General features: G+C 72.1%; 16 protein-coding genes. 11 read left to right on the top strand and 5 right to left on the bottom strand.

Annotated features, from left to right (window positions below):
• Window positions 1-138: 138 nt before the first annotated feature.
• Window positions 139-927: a DeoR/GlpR family DNA-binding transcription regulator gene (locus QFW96_RS12295; protein ID WP_281455717.1), complete on the bottom strand. Its 789-nt coding sequence runs from the start codon at window positions 925-927 to the stop codon at window positions 139-141.
• Between the two features lie 122 nt (window positions 928-1,049).
• Here QFW96_RS12295 and QFW96_RS12290 point away from each other — a divergent pair, with 122 nt between their 5' ends.
• From QFW96_RS12290 to QFW96_RS12260, 7 genes are all read left to right on the top strand, one after another.
• Window positions 1,050-1,745 (top strand): HAD family hydrolase, encoded by a 696-nt coding sequence (locus QFW96_RS12290; protein WP_281455716.1) that lies wholly within the window; start codon window positions 1,050-1,052, stop codon window positions 1,743-1,745.
• Between the two features lie 72 nt (window positions 1,746-1,817).
• A complete protein-coding gene (locus QFW96_RS12285) occupies window positions 1,818-2,873 on the top strand; it encodes a 2-hydroxyacid dehydrogenase (protein ID WP_281455715.1) in 1,056 nt (351 codons plus the stop codon).
• Window positions 2,870-4,330: an FGGY family carbohydrate kinase gene (locus QFW96_RS12280; protein WP_281455714.1), complete on the top strand. Its 1,461-nt coding sequence runs from the start codon at window positions 2,870-2,872 to the stop codon at window positions 4,328-4,330. Before QFW96_RS12285 ends, QFW96_RS12280 begins: the two co-directional genes overlap by 4 nt.
• 1 nt (window position 4,331) lies before the next feature.
• Window positions 4,332-6,074, top strand: a complete 1,743-nt coding sequence (locus QFW96_RS12275) for a dihydroxyacetone kinase family protein (protein ID WP_281455713.1) — start codon at window positions 4,332-4,334, stop codon at window positions 6,072-6,074.
• A complete protein-coding gene (locus QFW96_RS12270) occupies window positions 6,071-6,556 on the top strand; it encodes a ribose-5-phosphate isomerase (RefSeq protein ID WP_281455712.1) in 486 nt (161 codons plus the stop codon). The genes QFW96_RS12275 and QFW96_RS12270 overlap by 4 nt, the downstream gene beginning before the upstream one ends.
• A 28-nt stretch (window positions 6,557-6,584) precedes the next feature.
• Window positions 6,585-7,232: a class II aldolase/adducin family protein gene (locus QFW96_RS12265; protein WP_281455711.1), complete on the top strand. Its 648-nt coding sequence runs from the start codon at window positions 6,585-6,587 to the stop codon at window positions 7,230-7,232.
• A gap of 123 nt (window positions 7,233-7,355) precedes the next feature.
• A complete protein-coding gene (locus QFW96_RS12260; RefSeq protein WP_281455710.1) occupies window positions 7,356-8,708 on the top strand; it encodes a GNAT family N-acetyltransferase in 1,353 nt (450 codons plus the stop codon).
• A 69-nt stretch (window positions 8,709-8,777) separates the two neighbouring features.
• Here the strand turns inward: QFW96_RS12260 and idi are convergent, their stop codons facing one another.
• Window positions 8,778-9,356: an isopentenyl-diphosphate Delta-isomerase gene (gene idi / locus QFW96_RS12255; RefSeq protein ID WP_281455709.1), complete on the bottom strand. Its 579-nt coding sequence runs from the start codon at window positions 9,354-9,356 to the stop codon at window positions 8,778-8,780.
• Window positions 9,357-9,760: 404 nt separating this feature from the next.
• Here idi and QFW96_RS12250 point away from each other — a divergent pair, with 404 nt between their 5' ends.
• From QFW96_RS12250 to QFW96_RS12240, 3 genes are all read left to right on the top strand, one after another.
• Window positions 9,761-10,750, top strand: coding sequence for a M28 family metallopeptidase (locus tag QFW96_RS12250; protein ID WP_281455708.1), 990 nt, complete (start codon window positions 9,761-9,763; stop codon window positions 10,748-10,750).
• Between the two features lie 215 nt (window positions 10,751-10,965).
• Window positions 10,966-11,289 carry a (2Fe-2S)-binding protein gene (locus tag QFW96_RS12245; RefSeq protein ID WP_281455707.1) on the top strand — a complete coding sequence of 108 codons (324 nt, stop codon included), beginning with the start codon at window positions 10,966-10,968 and terminating at the stop codon, window positions 11,287-11,289.
• The gene (locus tag QFW96_RS12240) at window positions 11,286-12,551 is read left to right on the top strand and encodes an FAD-dependent oxidoreductase (RefSeq protein ID WP_281455706.1); all 1,266 of its coding nucleotides are present in this window, start codon (window positions 11,286-11,288) and stop codon (window positions 12,549-12,551) included. Before QFW96_RS12245 ends, QFW96_RS12240 begins: the two co-directional genes overlap by 4 nt.
• Window positions 12,552-12,645: 94 nt before the next feature.
• Here QFW96_RS12240 and QFW96_RS12235 read toward each other — a convergent pair whose 3' ends face one another.
• On the bottom strand, window positions 12,646-14,205 hold the full coding sequence (locus QFW96_RS12235) for an aldehyde dehydrogenase family protein (protein ID WP_281455705.1): 1,560 nt from the start codon (window positions 14,203-14,205) through the stop codon (window positions 12,646-12,648).
• 330 nt (window positions 14,206-14,535) lie between these two features.
• Between QFW96_RS12235 and QFW96_RS12230 the strand changes: the two genes are divergently transcribed.
• Window positions 14,536-15,366, top strand: coding sequence for an SGNH/GDSL hydrolase family protein (locus QFW96_RS12230; RefSeq protein WP_281455704.1), 831 nt, complete (start codon window positions 14,536-14,538; stop codon window positions 15,364-15,366).
• A 93-nt stretch (window positions 15,367-15,459) separates the two neighbouring features.
• On the opposite strand, the gene QFW96_RS12225 is transcribed toward QFW96_RS12230, so the two are convergent.
• Entirely contained in the window at window positions 15,460-16,233 is a 774-nt protein-coding gene (locus QFW96_RS12225) for an SDR family oxidoreductase (RefSeq protein ID WP_281455703.1), read from the bottom strand.
• Entirely contained in the window at window positions 16,234-17,139 is a 906-nt protein-coding gene (locus QFW96_RS12220) for a dihydrodipicolinate synthase family protein (RefSeq protein ID WP_281455702.1), read from the bottom strand. It lies immediately after the preceding gene.
• Window positions 17,140-17,656: the final 517 nt, after the last annotated feature.

Here is a 17,656-nt window from a genome sequence, read left to right as displayed (position 1 = left end):
AACGCACAAGGTGTGAATTTGGTTCCGTCCGCTGACACCACTCAGCGCTCCCCGTGCTGGGCGGCGCCGACGTCTCAGGTGCGGTGCTGGGAAAGCGCCTGCGGCGCTCTACCTGACGGTGGTCGGGTGGCTCGGTCGTCAGCTCGGCTCGGCCACGTGGACTTCTGCTTCTTCTCGCATCTCCTCGACGAGGGCTTCGTCGAGGTCACCTGCCAGCAGGACGTGGTCGAAGGCGTTGACCGGGGCGAGCTGGTGCAGGGCCGAGCGGGCCACCTTGCTGGCGTCCATCATGAGGACCTTCGTGGTGGCGCTGCCCATCATCGCTCGCTTGACCAGGACGATCTCCTGCTCCTGGTGGTAGGTCAGGCGGGCGTTCATGGCCGAGGTGGAGATGAAGACGATGTCCACCGAGAACGTCGAGATCATCTCCTGGCACGGCAGGCCCAGGTAGGAGTCGTGGGTGCGGGAGTACTCTCCGCCCAGCCCGATCAGCCGGATGTCCGGGACGTCGCGCAGCGTCTCCTGGACCTGGCGGTAGTTGCTGACCACCGTCAGCGGGCCGACGTCGGGCAGCAGCCTGGCCAGCGCCAACGCCGTGGTGGAGTCGTCGAGCATCACCGACATGCCCGGCGTGATGAACCGCAGGGCGTCCGCGGCCAGCGCCTCCTTCTCGGCGGTGTGGGTGTGCAGCCGGAAGTCCGAACTGGATTCGAACACCGTCGACGGCTGGGCCGACACCCCGCCGTGGTACTTGCGCAGCAGGCCCCGCGTGGCCAGGTCGTCGAGGTCGCGGTGCACCGTCATGAGGCTGACCCCGGTCAGCGAGGACAGCTCCGCGGCGCTGGCGAAGCCCTGCGCGAGGACGTGATCGACGATCCTCTGCTGCCGCTGGAGACGGGGGGACTGCTTCTTCGGTGCGGACGCCATGCGCTCATCTTGCCTCGTAGGGCCTCGGATGTGATGCAGACCCGCCGTACTATCACTGGAGTAGTGACAGTTAACGATTCGAGTGTTAATTTGGGTCCATCAGTGATTGGCGGGAGGTACGGATGACCCAGCCGGATCGGCCGAACGGCGCTCATCGCGCGGTCGTGTTCGACATGGACGGCGTCCTGGTCGAGAGCGAGCACCTGTGGGAGCGGATGTGGACCCGCTTCGCCGCGGCCCGGGGCCGCACCTGGACCGGGCAGGAGACCCGGCAGGTCCAGGGCATGAGCGCACCCGAGTGGGCCGCGTTCCTCGCCGAGTTCAGCCGGGCGGCGGAATCCGCCGCCGACACCGAGCGGATCGTCGTCGACGACATGATCGCCGCGCTCGACGACGGCGAGATCGAGCTGCTCCCCGGCGCCGAGAAGATGGTCACCGACGTCGCCGCCCGCGCGCCCATCGCGCTGGCCTCGTCGGCGCCGCGGCGGCTCATCGACGCCGTCCTCGACCGGCACGGGCTCACCCCGCACTTCTCGGCGACCGTGTCCAGCGCCGAGGTGCCGCGCGGCAAGCCCAGCCCCGACGTCTACCTCGCCGCCGCCCGCGAGCTCGGCCACGACCCGGCGCACTGCCTGGCCGTCGAGGACTCCAGCAACGGGTTGCGCGCGGCCGCTCGGGCGGGCATGACGGTCGTGGCGATCCCCAACGGCGACTACCCGCCCGCTGAGGACGCGCTCGCCGGAGCCGCCCACATCGCCACCGACCTCGACGACGTGCGGCTGCGGCTGGTCGGCTCGTTGCCCCAGCACTCGAGTTGACCCAACAGCCCCGGAGCTGACAACCCCCCGGCTCGTGGAGCCGAGGCACCTCGCGACAAAGGAGTCCAGGAGATGACGAGCGTTCTGGCCGCCGGTGACCACTTCGTGCATCCCGAGGTGTTCGTCGACGCCCTGCGCCGCGCGAGCACGCGCGAACTGCGCTTCGACACGCTGAAGCTGCCGTGGCCGGTCGAGCCGTTCGGCCCCGTCGGCAGCGTCCAGGAGGCCAGCGGCACCGAGCAGCAGCTGCTCGACGCGCTGGGCGACCACGAGATCGTCGCCACCCAGATGGCGCCGTTCACCGGCGACGTCCTCGCCGCCGCGGGCAACCTCAAGTTCGTCGGCGTGTGCCGGGGTGGCCCGGTCAACGTCGACCTGCAGGCGGCCACGGACAACGGCGTCATCGTCAGCTACGCGCCCGGCCGCAACGCCGCCGCGGCGGCGGAGTTCGCCGTCGGGCTGATGCTCGCCGCGCTGCGCCGGATCCCCGGCTCCGACGCCGAGCTCAAGGACGGCAACTGGCGCGGCGACTACTACGCCTACGACAACGCCGGCATCGAGCTCGAAGGTTCGACCGTCGGGCTCGTCGGCTACGGTGCGATCGGCCGCATCGTCGCCCGCGTGCTGCGGGCCTTCGGCTCGACAGTGCTGGTCGCCGACCCGTTCGCCGACCCGGCCCAGGTCGCCGGCGAGGGCATCGAGCTCGTCGAGCTGGAGGAGCTGCTGCGGCGCAGCTCGGTGGTGAGCCTGCACGCCCGGCTCACCCCGGAGACCCGCAACCTGCTCAACGCCGACAACCTCAAACTGCTGCCCGAAGGCGCGGTGCTGGTCAACTCCGCGCGCGGCGGTCTGCTCGACTACGCGCCGCTGCCCGACCTGCTGCGCAGCGGTCGCCTCGGCGCGCTGGCCGTCGACGTCTACGACATCGAACCGCCGCCGCGCGACTGGCCGCTGTTCGACGCGCCGAACGTGATCACCACCCCGCACCTGGCCGGGGCCACCCGCCAGACCGCGCACCGGGCCGCCGAGATCGTCGCGGGTGAGGTCGGCCGGTTCCTCGAAGGGCGGCAGCCTCGGTTCGTGGCCAACCCCGACGTGCTCGCGAAGTTCGAGGACCTGCAGCCATGATCATCGGAGTCGACGTCGGCACTTCGGTGACCAAGGCATCGCTGCTCGGCCGCGACGGGTCGGCGAAGCTGACCCGCAGCGTGCGCTCCACCCTGCACCGGCCCGCGCCCGGACTGGTGGAGCAGGACCTCGACGAGGTCGTGGGCTCGGTCGTGCAGGTCGTGCGCCAGGTCGCGGCCGCGGCCACCGAACCCGTGCAGGCGCTGGCCATCACCGGTCAGGGCGACGGGCTGTGGCTGCGCGACGAGCGCGGGCGCGGCGTCGGCCGGGCCATCTCCTGGCTCGACGCCCGCGCGGCCGAGACCCTGCGCGCCTGGGAAGCCGCCGGGGTGCAGCGAAAGGTGTACGCGCTCACCGGATCCGGGATGTTCCCCGGTTCGGCCGGGCCGCTGCTGGCGCACCTCGCCGAGCACGAACCCGAACGCCTGGAACGCGCGGCCGTCGCCGGGTACTGCGTGGACGCGATCGTGCAGCGCTTCACCGGCGAGATCACCGTGGACGCCTCCGACGCCTCGCTGCCGTTCCTGGACGTGCCCGCGCGCGAGTACTCCGACGCCGCGCTCGACATCTGCGGCATCTCCCAGCACCGCCGGTTGCTGGCCGAGACCACGCCGGTCGGCAAGCTGTTCGCGCTCTCCGGTGAGGCCGCCGCCGAACTCGGGCTGCCGTCCGGGCTCCCGGTGTCGGCCGGGCCGTTCGACCTGCCCGCCTGCGCCTTCGGATCCGGGGTGAGCGAGGTCGGCGACGGCAGCCTGGTGATCGGCACGACCCTGGGCTGCCAGGTGCTGCGCGACGAGGTCGTCATCGATCCGCACGGCGAGCCCGCGGGGATGTGGCTGGCCACGCCGCTGCCGCAGCACTACCTCCGGGTGATGCCCGCGATGGTCGGCACCGCCAACCTCGACTGGGTGCTCGCCATGACCGGTTCCGGCGTCGAGCAGCTGGAAACGCTGCTCGCGCAGAGCGATCCGGGTGCGGGCGGGGTGTCGGCGCTGTCGTTCCTGTCGGCGTCGGGGGAGCGGGCGCCGTTCGTCGACTCGCGGGCGCGCGGGCAGTTCACCGGCCTGTCGCTGGAGACCACGCCCGCCGACCTCGTGCGCGCGATGTGCGAGGCCGTCGCCTACGCCGCGCGGCACAACCTGGAGAGCGCGGGGCTCGCGGGCGAGGTCGCGGCCTGCGGCGGCGGTGCCCGATCGCAGGCGTGGAGCCAGATCTTCGCCGACGTCCTCGGCCGCGCGCTGCACGTCCCGCACGAGGAGGGGGTCGGCGCGCGCGGCGCGGCGATGACCGCCTGGGACGCGCTCGGCGACCCCGTCGACCGCGAGCAGTGGGCCGCCGACCGCCGCGTCGTGTGCCCCGACCCGCGAGCCGTGGAGTTCTACGACCGCGGCTACCGCGACTACCTGACCGCCATCGAACGCGCCCGGCCGCACTGGGCGCCCGTCGAGGAGGCCTGACGTGACGCGCTTGTACGACGATCCGGCCACGTTCACCGAGGACATGGTCACCGGCTTCGTGGCCGCGCACCCCGACCACGTGCGACGCGTGCCCGGCGGCGTGGTGCGCTCCCGCCCGGCCCGCGCGGGCAAGGTCGCCGTGGTCACCGGCGGCGGTTCCGGTCACTACCCGGCGTTCTGCGGCGTGGTCGGGCCCGGTTTCGCCGACGGGGCGGTGATCGGCAACATCTTCACCTCGCCGTCGGCCGCCGACGCCTGCTCGGTGGCGCGCTCGGCGGACCGCGGTGCCGGGGTGATCTTCTCCTTCGGCAACTACGCCGGGGACAACATGAACTTCGGCCTGGCGGTGGAACGCCTGCAGCGCGAGGGGATCCGCGCGCACAACGTCGTCGTCACCGACGACGTGGCCAGCGCACCCGCCGGGGAGGCCACCAAGCGGCGCGGCGTGGTGGGCGACTTCGTGGTGTTCAAGGTCGCCTCGGCAGCGGCCGAGGAGGGCTACGACTTCGACGAGGTGGTGCGCGTGGCCGAGCACGCCAACGCGCGCACCCGCAGCCTGGGCGTGGCCTTCGACGGCTGCACCCTGCCCGGCCAGGACCACCCGCTGTTCGAGGTCCCCGAGGGCCGGATGGGCCTCGGGCTGGGCATCCACGGCGAGCCCGGCGTGTCGGAGACGGCCATGCCCTCGGCCTCGGAGCTGGCGACGACGCTGGTGGACGGCCTGCTGGCGGAGGCCCCGGCCGAGGGCGGCCGGGTGACGGCGATCCTCAACGGGCTCGGCGCCACCAAGTACGAGGAGCTGTTCGTGGTGTGGGGCACCGTCTCCCGGCTGCTTGCCGAGGCCGGTGTCGAGGTCGTCGCCCCCGAGGTCGGTGAACTGGTGACCAGCCTGGACATGGCCGGGTGCTCGCTGACGCTGACCTGGCTGGACGAAGAGCTCGAACGGCTCTGGCTCGCCCCCGCCGACACGCCGGCGTACCGCAGGGGGACCGTCGCACCGTCCACATCGGACGTCGAGGTCGTCGAAGCAGTGGCGCCCGAGCCGGAGGTCGTGGTCGCGCCGGAGGCCGGGCAGGCCACCTCCGCCGAGGTCGTCGGCGCGCTGCACGCGATCGCGGACCTGTTGCGGGACAACGAGGACGAGCTCGGCAGGCTCGACGCCATCGCGGGGGACGGCGACCACGGACGCGGCATGACGCGCGGGAGCGCGGCCGCCGTCGAAGCGGCCGAGCACGCCGCCGCCGACGGTGTCGGACCCGCTGCGGTGCTGGTCGCGGCCGGTGACGCGTGGGCGTCGAAGGCCGGGGGGACCTCCGGGGTGCTGTGGGGAGCGGCGCTGCGCTCCTTCGGCGACCTGCTGCCCGACGACCGCGCCGTCACCGCGGCCGACCTGGCCGCCGGTGCCGAGGCGGCACTGGCCGCGGTGCAGCGGCTCGGCCGGGCCGAGCTCGGTGACAAGACCCTGGTCGACGCCTTGGTGCCGTTCGCGGACGACCTCCGCGGCGCGGTCGACGAGGGCGGGGGAGCCGTGGCGTGGCGGCGCGCGGCGGCGGTGGCGACCAAGGCCGCCGCCGCCACCGCGGACCTGCGGCCCCGCACCGGGCGGGCCAGACCGCTGGCCGACCGCAGCGTCGGCACACCGGACCCGGGCGCGACGTCGTTGGCGCTCGTGCTGACCCGGGTGGGAGAGCTACTCGACGGCGCGGCATGCGCGGCAGATTCCGAAGGGGGAGAGCAGCAGTGAGCAGCACGGGTGACCAGCCGCTGCGGATCGTCGTCGGATCCGACGACGCCGGGCTGGACTACAAGAACGCGCTCAAGCGCGACCTGGAGAACGACTCCCGGGTCGGCTCCGTGGTCGACGTCGGGGTCGGCTCCGACGAGCACACCGCCTACCCGCACGTGGCCGTCCAGGCCGCCCGGTTGGTCGCCGAGGGGTCGGCCGACCGGGCGTTGCTGGTGTGCGGAACCGGGCTCGGCGTGGCCATCAGCGCCAACAAGGTGCCCGGCATCCGCGCGGTCACCGCGCACGACAGCTACTCGGTGGAGCGGTCCGTGCTCAGCAACAACGCCCAGGTGCTGTGCTTCGGGCAGCGGGTGATCGGCCTCGAACTGGCCCGCAAGCTCGCCGGTGAGTGGCTCGACTACCGTTTCGACACGAGTTCGTCCTCGGCCGACAAGGTCGCGGCGATCGACGGGTACGAGGGCACCGGAGTGGCCTGCTGAGCAGGGCCGCGGACAGCGGGGGAAGGGAATGAGCGCAGTGCGCCTGGCCGAGGAGCGCGACGAGGTCATCGACATCGCCCGGCGGATGACCTCCGACCGGCTGGTGGTGGGGACCTCCGGCAACGTGTCCGTGCGCCGCGGTGATCTGGTCGCGGTCACGCCATCGGGGGTGGACTACGACCGGCTGCGCCCGGCCGACATCCCGCTGGTGGACCTCAGCGGCGAGGTCGTCGACGGCGAGCTCAAGCCGACCTCCGAGCTGCCGATGCACCTGACCGCTTACACCGAGCACGACGCGGGCGCGGTCGTGCACACCCACTCGCTGCACGCCACCGCCCTGTCGCTGCTGCGCGACGAGGTCCCGGCCGTGCACTACCAGCTGGCGGACTACGGCGGCGCGGTGCGCGTCGCCGACTACGCCACCTTCGGCACCCCGGAGCTGGCGCGGTCGATGTCCGAGGCGCTGCGCGGTCGCACCGGTTGCATCCTGCGCAACCACGGCACGGTCACCCTCGGCGACACCCTCACCAAGGCCTACAACCGCGCCCGCCAGCTGGAGTGGCTCTGCGAGCTCTGGCTCACCGCCGCCAAGCTCGGCGACCCGGCGCTGCTCCCGGACGCCGAACTCGCCCACTGCGCCACCCTCTTCGCCGGCTACGGCCAAACCCCCCGCTGACTCCCCAGTTTCCCTCCCGGGTTTTCGACCCTCGTGGGCTCGGGAGGAGTGTGATGTTGGGCTGTTAACCCGGGTGTGATGTGGGTTCGTCCGGGGGAAACGTCGTGGCGGAAGCATGGGGGCATGACTTCCAGCGAGGGCCGCCGGGCGCACGGGGACTGGACGCGCGAGATCGTCGAGCTGGCCGTGCTGTTCCTGGTGGCGGGTGCGGCGAACCTCGTCGTCACCGGGGTGCGCAGCCACTCCGGGGCGACGTTGCTGCTGTTGGCCATCGGCGCTGCGCTGATGCTGATGGGCGCGGTGCGGTGGTGGTCGCGGCGAGCGCCCGCGGCCCCTCCCGCCGGTGTCGACGAGACCGAGGGCGGCGAGACCGCGTCTCCGGAAGCGGTGTTCGTTCCGCAGCACCTGTGGCGGCTGCGGGCGCGGGTCACCGACACGCCCGGACGGCTCGCGAAGCTCGCCGGGGCGCTGGCCGCGCTGGGCGGCGACATCCGCACCATGCAGGTGCACCCGGTACCGGACGGCGCCGTGGACGAGGTGCTGCTGCACGTGCCCGCGCACGTCCGCCACGCCGACCTGGTCGCGGCGGTCGAGGAGGCCGGGGGCTACGGCGTGACGGCCGCGCGAGCCGACGTCCGCGAGCTCGACGACGTGCCGACCCGCACCGCCCACCTCGCCAACGACCTGGTCAACGGCCGGACCGACCTGGTGCGCGGACTCCGCTCGCTGCTGGGCGGCATCGACGTGCGCTGGTACGAGGACGACTGCGCCCACTCCGATGACGGCGCCCACTCCGACAACGGCGCCCGCTCCGACAGCGGCGCCGAGGCCTTCAGCGAGACCGCGATGCGGCTGGCCGAGCCCGGTGGTGGCGTGCTCGTGCTGACCCGCCCGGGCGGTGAGTTCACCCCGGCCGAGTTCGCCCGCGCTCGCGCCCTGGTCGACCTGGCGATCAGCTGCCGCGCTCGCGTTCGGCCGGTGGAGCGGACCGCGACCACGCGCGGCGGCGTCGAGCTGAGCGTGCGCCCGGCCGATCGCGACGACATCGAGCTGGTCGCCGAGTTCCACGAGCGCTGCTCCAGCGCCGCGCGGTTCCGCCGCTACTTCAGCCCCGGCCCGGCGCCGGGCGAGCGCGGGCTGCGCAGGTTGCTGACCCCGGCCCTGGGCCGGTCGCTGCTGGCGCTGAGCCCGGACGGCGAGGTCGTCGGCATGGGCAACCTGATGTACGACGGCGACACCGGCGAGCTGGCGCTGTTGGTGCGCGACGACTGGCAGCGCCGGGGCGTGGGCACGGCGCTCGCCGAGCAGATCGTCGAGCACGCGGCGGAGCTGGGTATCACGACGCTCACCGCGAGCACCCACGTCGACAACACCGCGATCGCGCGGACCCTGCGCGGTGCCGGGCTCAAGCTCGTCGGCGCGCCCGAACCCGGCGAGTGGAGCTGGGCGCGAGAGCTCACCCCGGCGGCGAAGTAGCGTTCCCAGGCGGACGACAGCCCCGGATTCGCGCGAATCCGGGGCTGTCCCGAGATCTTCGAACGCCGCTCAGGCGACGTGCGCGGCGGGCGGGAGCTTCGCCGGGTCGCCGTCGGGCCACTGCGCGGGTTCCGGTCCGAGCTCGGTGAGCTCGCGGACCTGCAGCGCGCACCACGGCGAGACCTCGGTGTCGCCGGAGAGCACGCCCGTGCTGAACTCCTTCCACTGCACCCAGCGGGTCTCGGCGACCTCGTCGGCGTTGGGCTGCGCGGCGCTGTCGGTGAAAGCGACGAACACCGGGCACATCTCGTTCTCCGCGACGCCGTTGTCCATCGTGGCGCGGTAGCGGAACGCGGGCAGCGCCAGTTCGAGACCGCGCACGGCCAGGCCGAGCTCCTCGCCGAGACGGCGGGTGATGGCGGCCTTCATCTCCTCATCGGGAGCCGGGTGGCCGCAGCAGCTGTTGGTCCACACGCTGGGGAAGGTCTTCTTGTGGTGAGCCCGCTGGGTCAGCAGGAATTCGCCGCGATCGTTGAACACGTAGCAGGAGAACGCCAGGTGCAGCGGCGTCTCCTGGTGGTGCACGGTCGCCTTGTCCTCGACGCCAATAGCCTGACCTGCTTCGTCGAGCAGGACCACCTGTTCCACGTGCGGTACCTCCCTGGGGACGCGGGAAAATGATCTTCAACCGAAGTCGGGACCTTATCCAGTCCTGGCAGCGCCTGCCACAGCCGGACCGCGCGCTCCGGTCGGCCGGTCCGATCACCAGGACGTCGGCCACGACGCCGTGACCAGGTGCGCGTCCAGCTTGCCTCAGCGAGGCCGCGAGAACAACGCGAGCTGCGCGGACCCGATTCCCCCGAACGGCTCAGCACGTCACCCGACGATCGCAGGGAGATCGCTCGCGTTGTGAGACTCCTGCGGAATACGGGAAAAACGCGTTCGTTCGGCGACTTCTGGTCAAAACCGACTTCGCCCGGATGCCCGCCGATACCTTCGCCGTGCGACTACGAGATCGATTGAGAACCGACCTCGACGAAGGGGATCGCGGGATGTCTGATCGACCGATGCTCGCCACCGCTGCGGCCCTGGCCGCGGCCGCGGCGCTGGTGCTGCCCACCGCCGCTGTGGCCGAGAGCTCGACCCACCGAGCCACCCCGCGCGCCGGGGTGCTGGCGGTGCAGGACCACCTCCAGGAGCTGCAGAACATCGCCGGCGCCAACAACGGCAACCGGGCCTCCGGCACGCCCGGCTACCAGGCCTCGCTGGACTACATCAGGGGACAGCTCGACCAGGCCGGGTTCACCACCTCGGTCCAGGAGTTCCCGTCCATGGGCGGCACCACCTACAACCTGATCGCCGACACCCCCGGCGGCGACGCCAACAACGTCGTCATGTTCGGCGCTCACCTCGACAGCGTCGGCGACGGGCCCGGCATCAACGACAACGGCACCGGCTCGGCCGCGATCCTGCAGGCCGCGCTGGACTACGCGGCCGGCGGCGAGACTCCGACCAACAAGCTCCGCTTCGCCTTCTGGGGCGCGGAGGAGGAAGGCCTGGTCGGCTCCACCCACTACGTGGAGACGCTGCCGGAAGCCGAGCGCGGGAAGATCGCCGCCTACCTGAACTTCGACATGGTCGGCTCGCCCAACGCCGGGTACTTCACCTACGACGGCGACGACTCGGACGGAGTCGGCGCGGGCCCGGGGCCCGAGGGATCGGCGCAGATCGAGAAGCTGCTCAACGATTCCCTGGCCCAGGCGGGTGCACCGGCGGAGGGGACCGACTTCGACGGTCGTTCCGACTACGGCCCGTTCATCGAGGTCGGCATCCCGGCGGGCGGCACCTTCACCGGCGCCGAGGAGACCAAGAGCCCCGAGCAGGCCGAGAAGTGGGGCGGCCGGGCAGGTGAGGCGTTCGACGCCTGCTACCACCAGTCCTGCGACACCGTCGACAACGTCGACACCCAGGCCCTGGAACGCAACTTCGCAGCCATCACCAACGCGGTGAAGACCTACGCCGCCCAGTTCCCCCAGCCGTAGACGGGGAACGCCGGACCATCGGGAGAGGGAAAGGCCGTCCCCGGCAGCCGCTGCAGCGCAGGCGGTGGCTGCCGGGGACGGCTGCTTCTTCGCCTCAGTCCCATGTCTGACGGGCCTACACCGATGGATTGATGCGCGATCACGGCTGGGGCAGTTGAATTTCCGGCGTCGGACTCGGATCTGTCGGAGTTGCTCTAGCCGGGAGGTGGCGGCCGTTGACCGGACCGTACCTGCTGCCCGCCCACCTGGACCCCTCACGACCCCGGCACCAGGCCCGGTTCGCCGTCGAGGTCGACGGGCGCCGGGTCACCGCGCGGGCCGGGCAGACCGTCGCCGCCGTGCTGATGTCGCTCGGCGTGACCAGCTGGCGGGAGACCGGCCGGACTCGCGGACCGGACCGCAGGCGCGGGCTGTTCTGCGGCATCGGCGTGTGCTCGGAGTGCGTGCTGGTGGTCAACGGGACACCGGACGTGCGGGCCTGCCTGCGCGCGGTCGAACCCGGCGACGTGATCAGCACCCGAGGTCCGGGAACGCGATGAGCGTCGTGGTCGTCGGCGCCGGGCCCGCGGGCATGACCGCTGCCGTGCGCGCCGCCCGAGCCGGTGCCGACGTGCTGCTCGTCGACCCCGCGCGTTCCCCGCGCGGCCAGCACCACCCGGCGCCGGAGTTCGGCGCCGCCCGGAAGCGGCGCGACCAGCGCGGTTTCGCGTTCCTGGACCAGCAGATCCGCAGCCATCCGCGCATCCGGCTCCTGACGGGCAGCGTCCGCTCGCTGGACGGTCGCACCGTCCACGTGCACGACGGCGAGACCTGCGAGACCGCGCGCGCCGACGCGCTCGTGCTCGCCACCGGCGCGCACGACCGGGTGCTGCCCTTCCCCGGCTGGGAGCTCCCCGGCGTGTTCACCGCCGGTGCCGCGCAGGCGCTGGCCCGGGAGCAGCGGATCGCCGTGGGCGGCAGGGTGCTGGTGGCCGGGGCGGGTCCGGTGCTGCTGCCGGTGACCGAGTCGCTGCTGGAGGTCGGCGCCGACGTGGTGGCGGTGCTCGACGCCGGCAGCGCGGGCGCGTGGTTGCGGCGCGCGCCGACCCTGGCCGGTCAGTGGGACAAGCTCGCCGGGCTCGCCGGATACCTTCGCAGGCTCCTCGGCAACACCCAGTTCCGGACGCGCGCGGGCGTGGTGGAGGCGCTCGGCGACGACCGGGTGCGGGAGGCCGTCGTCGCCAAGCTCGACGCCCGCTGGCGTCCGGTCCCCGGCACGCACCGCCGGATCGCTGTCGACGCGATCTGCGTCGCCCACGGGCTGGTGCCCAGGCTCGAACTCGCCCAGACCGTCGGCTGCGACCTGCGGGACGGGTTCGTGTGGGTCGACGTCACCCAGCGCACGTCCGTGCCGTGGGTGTTCGCGGCCGGCGAGACCACCGGGATCGCTGGTTCCCGGGCCGCGGCCGCGGAAGGCGCCGTCGCCGGACTCGCGGCTGCCGTCCACGTCGGCGCCACCACCTGGAACGAGGTCGGGAAGCACGTGCGCCGAGCGTCACTCGTGGTCCGATGTGGACGGAGGTTCGGTCGTGCGATGGCCTCGGCGACCCGCATCGGCGAGGACTGGAACGCCTGGCTCACCCCGCAGACCCTGGTGTGCCGCTGCGAGGAGGTGCCGTACCAGGCCCTCCGGGACAGCGCCCGCACCCGGCGGGACGCGCGTTCGCTGAAGATGTCCTGCCGGGTCGGACTGGGCCGCTGCCAGGGCCGCATGTGCGGCCGCAACGCCGACGAGCTCGCCGAGGATCTGCTCAGGGGCTGACCGAGCCCGTCGCGGTGTTGCGCAGGTGGGAGATCCCGGGAACACGAACGGGGAACCCCGCCGCAGCGGGATTCCCCGTTCGCTCGCGCCGCAATCAGGTCTGCGGATAGCGGTGGTGGCCCGGGAAGTTGCCGTAGAGCTGTTCGCCCGGAGGCCCCTGGGTCACCGCGTGCACCAGGTGCTGGCCGCCGACGAAAGCGCCCTTCCACGACGCGCCCCTGCCGCCGAACGGCTCGTCCCGGTCACCGCGCGAACGCGGCTTGTTGATGCCCACCTTGAACGCCTGGACGTGCTCGGAGAGCTCGGCGGCGAACGCCTCGTCGTCGCAGGCGATGGTGGCCACCAGAGCACCGTTGGAGGCGTTCATCTGCGCCAGCAGCTCGGCCTCGGTGTCGACGACGACGATCGTGTCCACCGGCCCGAACGGTTCCTCGTGCATGAGCCGGCTCGCCCCGGGAGGGGCCAGCAGCGTCACCGGGGCCGCGTACGCCGAGACGTCCTGACCCTCCAGGAAGTGGCCGTGGGAGCGGTCGCCGTGGTGCAGCGGGACCGCGCCGTGCCGCAGGGCCTCGGCGACTCTGCCCTCCAGCTCGGCGGCCTTCGCCGCGGAGATCAGCGGGCCGAAGTCCAGCGCGGGCGGCTCGTCGTTCTCGCTCGCCAGCGGGTGGCCGAAGCGCACCGACTGGACCACGGGCAGGTAGGTGGCCAGGAACTTGTCCACCAGCTTGCGCTGCACGACGAAGCGCGGATAGGCGGTGCAGCGCTGCTTGGCGTACTCGAAACCCTTGCGCAGGTGCGCGCTCAGGCCGTCCCAATCGGAGAACTCCCACAGCCCCCAGGTGTTGAGGCCCTCCTGCTCCAGCATGTGCCGCTTGCCCGTGTCGACCAGCTGCGCGGCGATCTTGCCACCGTTGGAGCGGCCGCCGACGAAGGCGAGCGCGCCCACCTCGGGCGAGCGCACCAGCGGATCCGACAGCGCCGAGCCGTCGCCGGAGAGCAGCGTGGCCGGGAGCCCGGCGCGCGCCATCAGCGCGTGCGCGACGGTCAGCGTCACCGCCCCGCCCTGGGTGGGGGTCTTGGCGATGACGGCGTTGCCCGCGAGCAGCTGCACCAGCTCGGCGTGCACCAGGACGCTCATCGGGTAGTTCCAGCTGGCGATGTTGCTGACCGGGCCCGGCAGCGGCTGGCGCTTGTAGGGGGCGCCCTCCACGTCCTGGTTGAGCATCTGCTCGGTGTTGTCGGCGTACCAGCGCACGCCGTCGAGGCAGCGGTCGACGTCGGCGCAGGCGAGCTTCCACGGCTTGCCGATCTCCCAGGCGAGCAGCAGCGCCAGGTCATCGCGGACCTGCGCCATCGCCTCCACGGCGCTGACCACCGCTTCGCGCCGCTTGTCGTAGGTGGTCTGGGCCCACGACAGGTGCGCGCGGGACGCGGCGTGCACCGCGTCCTGCGCGGTGTCGGCGTCGATCTTGGGCAGCTGGGAGAAGACGGTGCCGTCCACCGGGGTCACCTGCGGCGCGGGTTCGCCGACGGCTTGCCAGTCGCCGTCGATGAGGTTGCGGGGGACACCGCCGTCGAAGGCCTCCGGAACCGCGGCGGCGACTCGCGACAGCACCGCCGCAGCGGTGCGGTGATCGGGAACCCGGAGTGTCATACGCCCTCCTCAGAACATGGGGATGGGGTGCCGGGAGGCATAGAACTATGCCACGTCGAGACGCGCTGTGCCTGCTGCAATCGTACGAATTCGAACAAAACGTACGTGCGTCTTGCGAACCCGTTCGGAGCCTCCCCGGAACTCCCCGATGCGCCGGTTCGTGGGAAATCCGGGGAAATCGATTCCCGGAATTGTTCCGATGGCGGATACCACGGCGCCGTTCGGCGTGCCGGAAATTTAGGTTACTGGCGGGTATTCGCCAATTCCTCCGGAATTCGGTGCGGAGTTCCTTGAATGAAGGGGCTTTTCGCGCTCCGAACGGAGGAAAACATGCGCCACGCAAGGTACCTCATCGGTGCGGTGACCGCGTGCACGGTCGCCTCGAGCATGGCCGCCCCGGCCTTCGCCGCAGATTCGCTCTCCGCCAAGAATTCCGGCTCCACGAACTCCGCCGCCGAGAACTACGTCGCCCTGGGCGATTCCTACGCCTCGGGAACCGGAACCCGGGACTACTTCGAGGACAGCGGGGACTGCCTGCGAAGCCCCAAGGCATACCCGCAGTTGTGGGCGGACGAGCACGGTGCCGCCGCCTTCGAGTTCGCCGCCTGCTCCGGTGCGGTGACCGACGACGTCAACGCCGATCAGCTCGGCTCGCTCAGCGCGGACACCACCCTGGTCACCATCTCCATCGGTGGCAACGACATCGGTTTCGTCGACGTCGTCACCCGGTGCGTGGCAGGCACCGACGAGGCCTGCGACAGCGCCGTCAGCGACGCCACCGCCAAGGCCCACGACGAGCTGCCCGCCAAGCTCGACACCACCTACGCCAACATCCGCGAGGCCGCGCCCAACGCGAAGGTCGTGGTGGTCGGGTACCCGCGCCTGAACGAGATGGGCGACTGCGGGGTCCCGTTCTACACCGAGAACAAGCGGCAGCGGATCAACGAGGGCGCCGACGAGCTCGCCTCGGTCATCTCCGACCGAGCCTCGGCCGCCGGGTTCTCCTTCGCCGACCCGCGCGAAGCCTTCGCCGGCCACGGAGTGTGCTCCTCCGACGAGTGGATCAACGGGCCCAGCACCCCGATCCAGGAGTCGTTCCACCCCGACGTCGACGGGCACGCCAACGCGTACCTGCCGACCCTGGACTCCGTCACCGGCTGACACTCCCGGTGACGGACGAGGCGTGTCGCGCGGAGAAATCCCGTCGTTCCGCGCGGCACGCCTCACCTGCGTTCTCGGGTCCGACCGGTGCGGTCAGAGGGTCGGGACGAGCCCACCGTCGCAGCGGATCGCGGTGCCGGTGATGTAGGAGGCGTGCGCGCTGCACAGGAAGGCGGCGGTGGCGCCGAACTCGGCCGGTTGCCCGTACCGCTTGGCGGGGATCGCCGCCTCACCCCGGGCCCGGACCTCCTCGACCGGCAGCCGCTCGCGCTCGGCCGTGGCGCTGTCCAGCGACGACAGCCTGTCGGTGGCGATCCGGCCGGGCAGCAGCAGGTTCGCGGTGACGCCCTCGTCGGCCACGTCGATCGACAGGCTCTTGAGGTACGCCGCCAGGGCGCTGCGCCCGATGTTCGACAGCGCGAGGTTGGGGATCGGCGCTTCGACGCCGCTGGAGGCGATCGCCAGGATTCGGCCCCACCGGCGCTCCCGCATCCCCGGCAGCACCCCGCCGACCAGCTTCTGGTGAACCAGCAGCAGGTTCTGCACCGCCTCCGCGGTCGCCTCCGGGTCGATCTCGGAGGCGCTGGCCGGGCGCGGACCCGGGCCGTTGAGCACCAGCACGTCGATCGGCCCCAGCGCGTCCTGCGCTTCCGCCAGCAGCCGCTCGGCGCCGCCCGGCGCGGTCAGGTCCACCTCCACGCCGACCGCACCCGGCAGTTCGTCCGCGATCGCGCGCGCCCGCTCACCGCGGCGCCCGGAGACCACCACGCGGGCGCCCTCGGCGGCCAGCGCTCGCGCCGTCGCCTCGCCCAGGCCACCCGTCGAGGCGCACACCAGCGCGGTGCGCCCGGCGATTCCCAGATCCATTCAGCTCTCCCCGTTCTTCATGTTCTCCACGGCCGCCACGTGCCGGTCGAGTTGCTTGTCCAGGGTTTCCGGCATGCCCGGTGCGGGTGCCCGGACCCCGGAGTCGCTGATCAGGCCTCGGCGACGCAGGGCCTCCTTGCGGATGGCCAGGCCGATGCGGGCCTGCGCTTCGAAGTTCACCAGCGGCAGGTACCGCAGGTAGGCCTCCAGGGCGGCCTGGTAGCCGCCGCGCCACCACGCGTCCACGCACAGCTGCAGCCCCTCCGGGAACGAGAAGCCGGTCATGGCCCCGGCGGACCCGGCGGCCAGCTCGTCCAGCAGCCCGACGCCGCCGAGCCCGCCGAACACCGGGACGCCGGTGCGCGCGGTCAACGTCGCGATCGCCGGGGGCGTGGGAGGCGCTTCGGCCTTGATCGCCACCACGGACTCGACCTGCTCGACGGCCTCGGCCAGGTTCAGAGCGCTGATCGTCGTGCCGGTGACCAGCGGGTAGTCCTGGACCACCAGTCCGGCGCCCGTCGCGGCGTGCACCGCGTCGAGCTGACTCGCCAGCAGATCGGGGTCGGCGGTGTTGACCTGCACCATCGCGCCCGCCAGCCGGTCGCCGACGACGTCGGTGGCGAGCTCGACCTCTTCGATCACCGGTGCCGGCGAGGCGCTGGAGGCGCCCACCACGATCGGCAGGTCCACGGAGTCCACGACGACCTCGAGCACGGCGCGCTTCTCGGCGGTGGACAACCGGGCGGCTTCGCCGAACACGCCCAGCACGGTCAGCCCGGTGACGCCGATCCGGCGGTAGTGCCCGACCAGCTTGGCCAGCGAGGCCAGGTCGACGTCCTGTGTGGACTCGGTGAACGGGGTGGCGACCACACCCCACACGCCCGGGGCGAGCGGATCCGCGACCATCTGAAGCCCTTCCACCCAGCGGTTCGACCGGCGATCTTATGCACGCCGGATCAGATCGCGTCAAGAAGGCGCCGACCCGGTCCGGCAACCGACCGCGGGGTGGCGAACAGCCGAAACACCGGTGCCGCGGGACCGATCGCCGAATCGCGGCCGAAATGTGCCCCACAACGCCGCCACGATCGGCTAAGGTGGACGGCGATGCCGGGCGGGCCCCGTTCCACCGGGCATCTCACCAGGACTTACGCGGTCGTGCACCGCACAGCAGGCCGAGCCGGTCCCAGGCGCCATCCAGGACCGCGCCCGGCTCCCGGATGGCCAAAAGGGAGGGACGGTCGCACCGTCTCGGTCATCCGCGTGGAAGAGCCCGCTGGCCAGGCAGGTCAGCGGGTTTTTTCGTTCCCGCTGCGCGCTCGGACGGGTGGCTCGGGTGAGATTCCGGCCAGTCGGTTGATCTTGATCTCGGCTCGCGTCCTATCATGACCGGGCGTTCTCATTGCAGCTCGTTGTTGCCGCGCGG

The organism is Saccharopolyspora ipomoeae, from assembly GCF_029952525.1.
Lineage (GTDB): Bacteria > Actinomycetota > Actinomycetes > Mycobacteriales > Pseudonocardiaceae > Saccharopolyspora > Saccharopolyspora ipomoeae.
This window is presented reverse-complemented; position numbering and strand designations above follow the sequence as displayed.

Excerpts from the sequence above, each read along its gene's own strand:
- QFW96_RS12295 (WP_281455717.1), bottom strand. The coding sequence starts at position 927 with ATGGCGTCCGCACCGAAGAAGCAGTCCCCCCGTCTCCAGCGGCAGCAG.
- QFW96_RS12290 (WP_281455716.1), top strand. The coding sequence starts at position 1,050 with ATGACCCAGCCGGATCGGCCGAACGGCGCTCATCGCGCGGTCGTGTTC.
- QFW96_RS12285 (WP_281455715.1), top strand. The coding sequence starts at position 1,818 with ATGACGAGCGTTCTGGCCGCCGGTGACCACTTCGTGCATCCCGAGGTG.
- QFW96_RS12280 (WP_281455714.1), top strand. The coding sequence starts at position 2,870 with ATGATCATCGGAGTCGACGTCGGCACTTCGGTGACCAAGGCATCGCTG.
- QFW96_RS12265 (WP_281455711.1), top strand. The coding sequence starts at position 6,585 with ATGAGCGCAGTGCGCCTGGCCGAGGAGCGCGACGAGGTCATCGACATC.
- QFW96_RS12260 (WP_281455710.1), top strand. The coding sequence starts at position 7,356 with ATGACTTCCAGCGAGGGCCGCCGGGCGCACGGGGACTGGACGCGCGAG.
- QFW96_RS12250 (WP_281455708.1), top strand. The coding sequence starts at position 9,761 with ATGTCTGATCGACCGATGCTCGCCACCGCTGCGGCCCTGGCCGCGGCC.
- QFW96_RS12240 (WP_281455706.1), top strand. The coding sequence starts at position 11,286 with ATGAGCGTCGTGGTCGTCGGCGCCGGGCCCGCGGGCATGACCGCTGCC.
- QFW96_RS12235 (WP_281455705.1), bottom strand. The coding sequence starts at position 14,205 with ATGACACTCCGGGTTCCCGATCACCGCACCGCTGCGGCGGTGCTGTCG.
- QFW96_RS12230 (WP_281455704.1), top strand. The coding sequence starts at position 14,536 with ATGCGCCACGCAAGGTACCTCATCGGTGCGGTGACCGCGTGCACGGTC.
- QFW96_RS12225 (WP_281455703.1), bottom strand. The coding sequence starts at position 16,233 with ATGGATCTGGGAATCGCCGGGCGCACCGCGCTGGTGTGCGCCTCGACG.
- QFW96_RS12220 (WP_281455702.1), bottom strand. The coding sequence starts at position 17,139 with ATGGTCGCGGATCCGCTCGCCCCGGGCGTGTGGGGTGTGGTCGCCACC.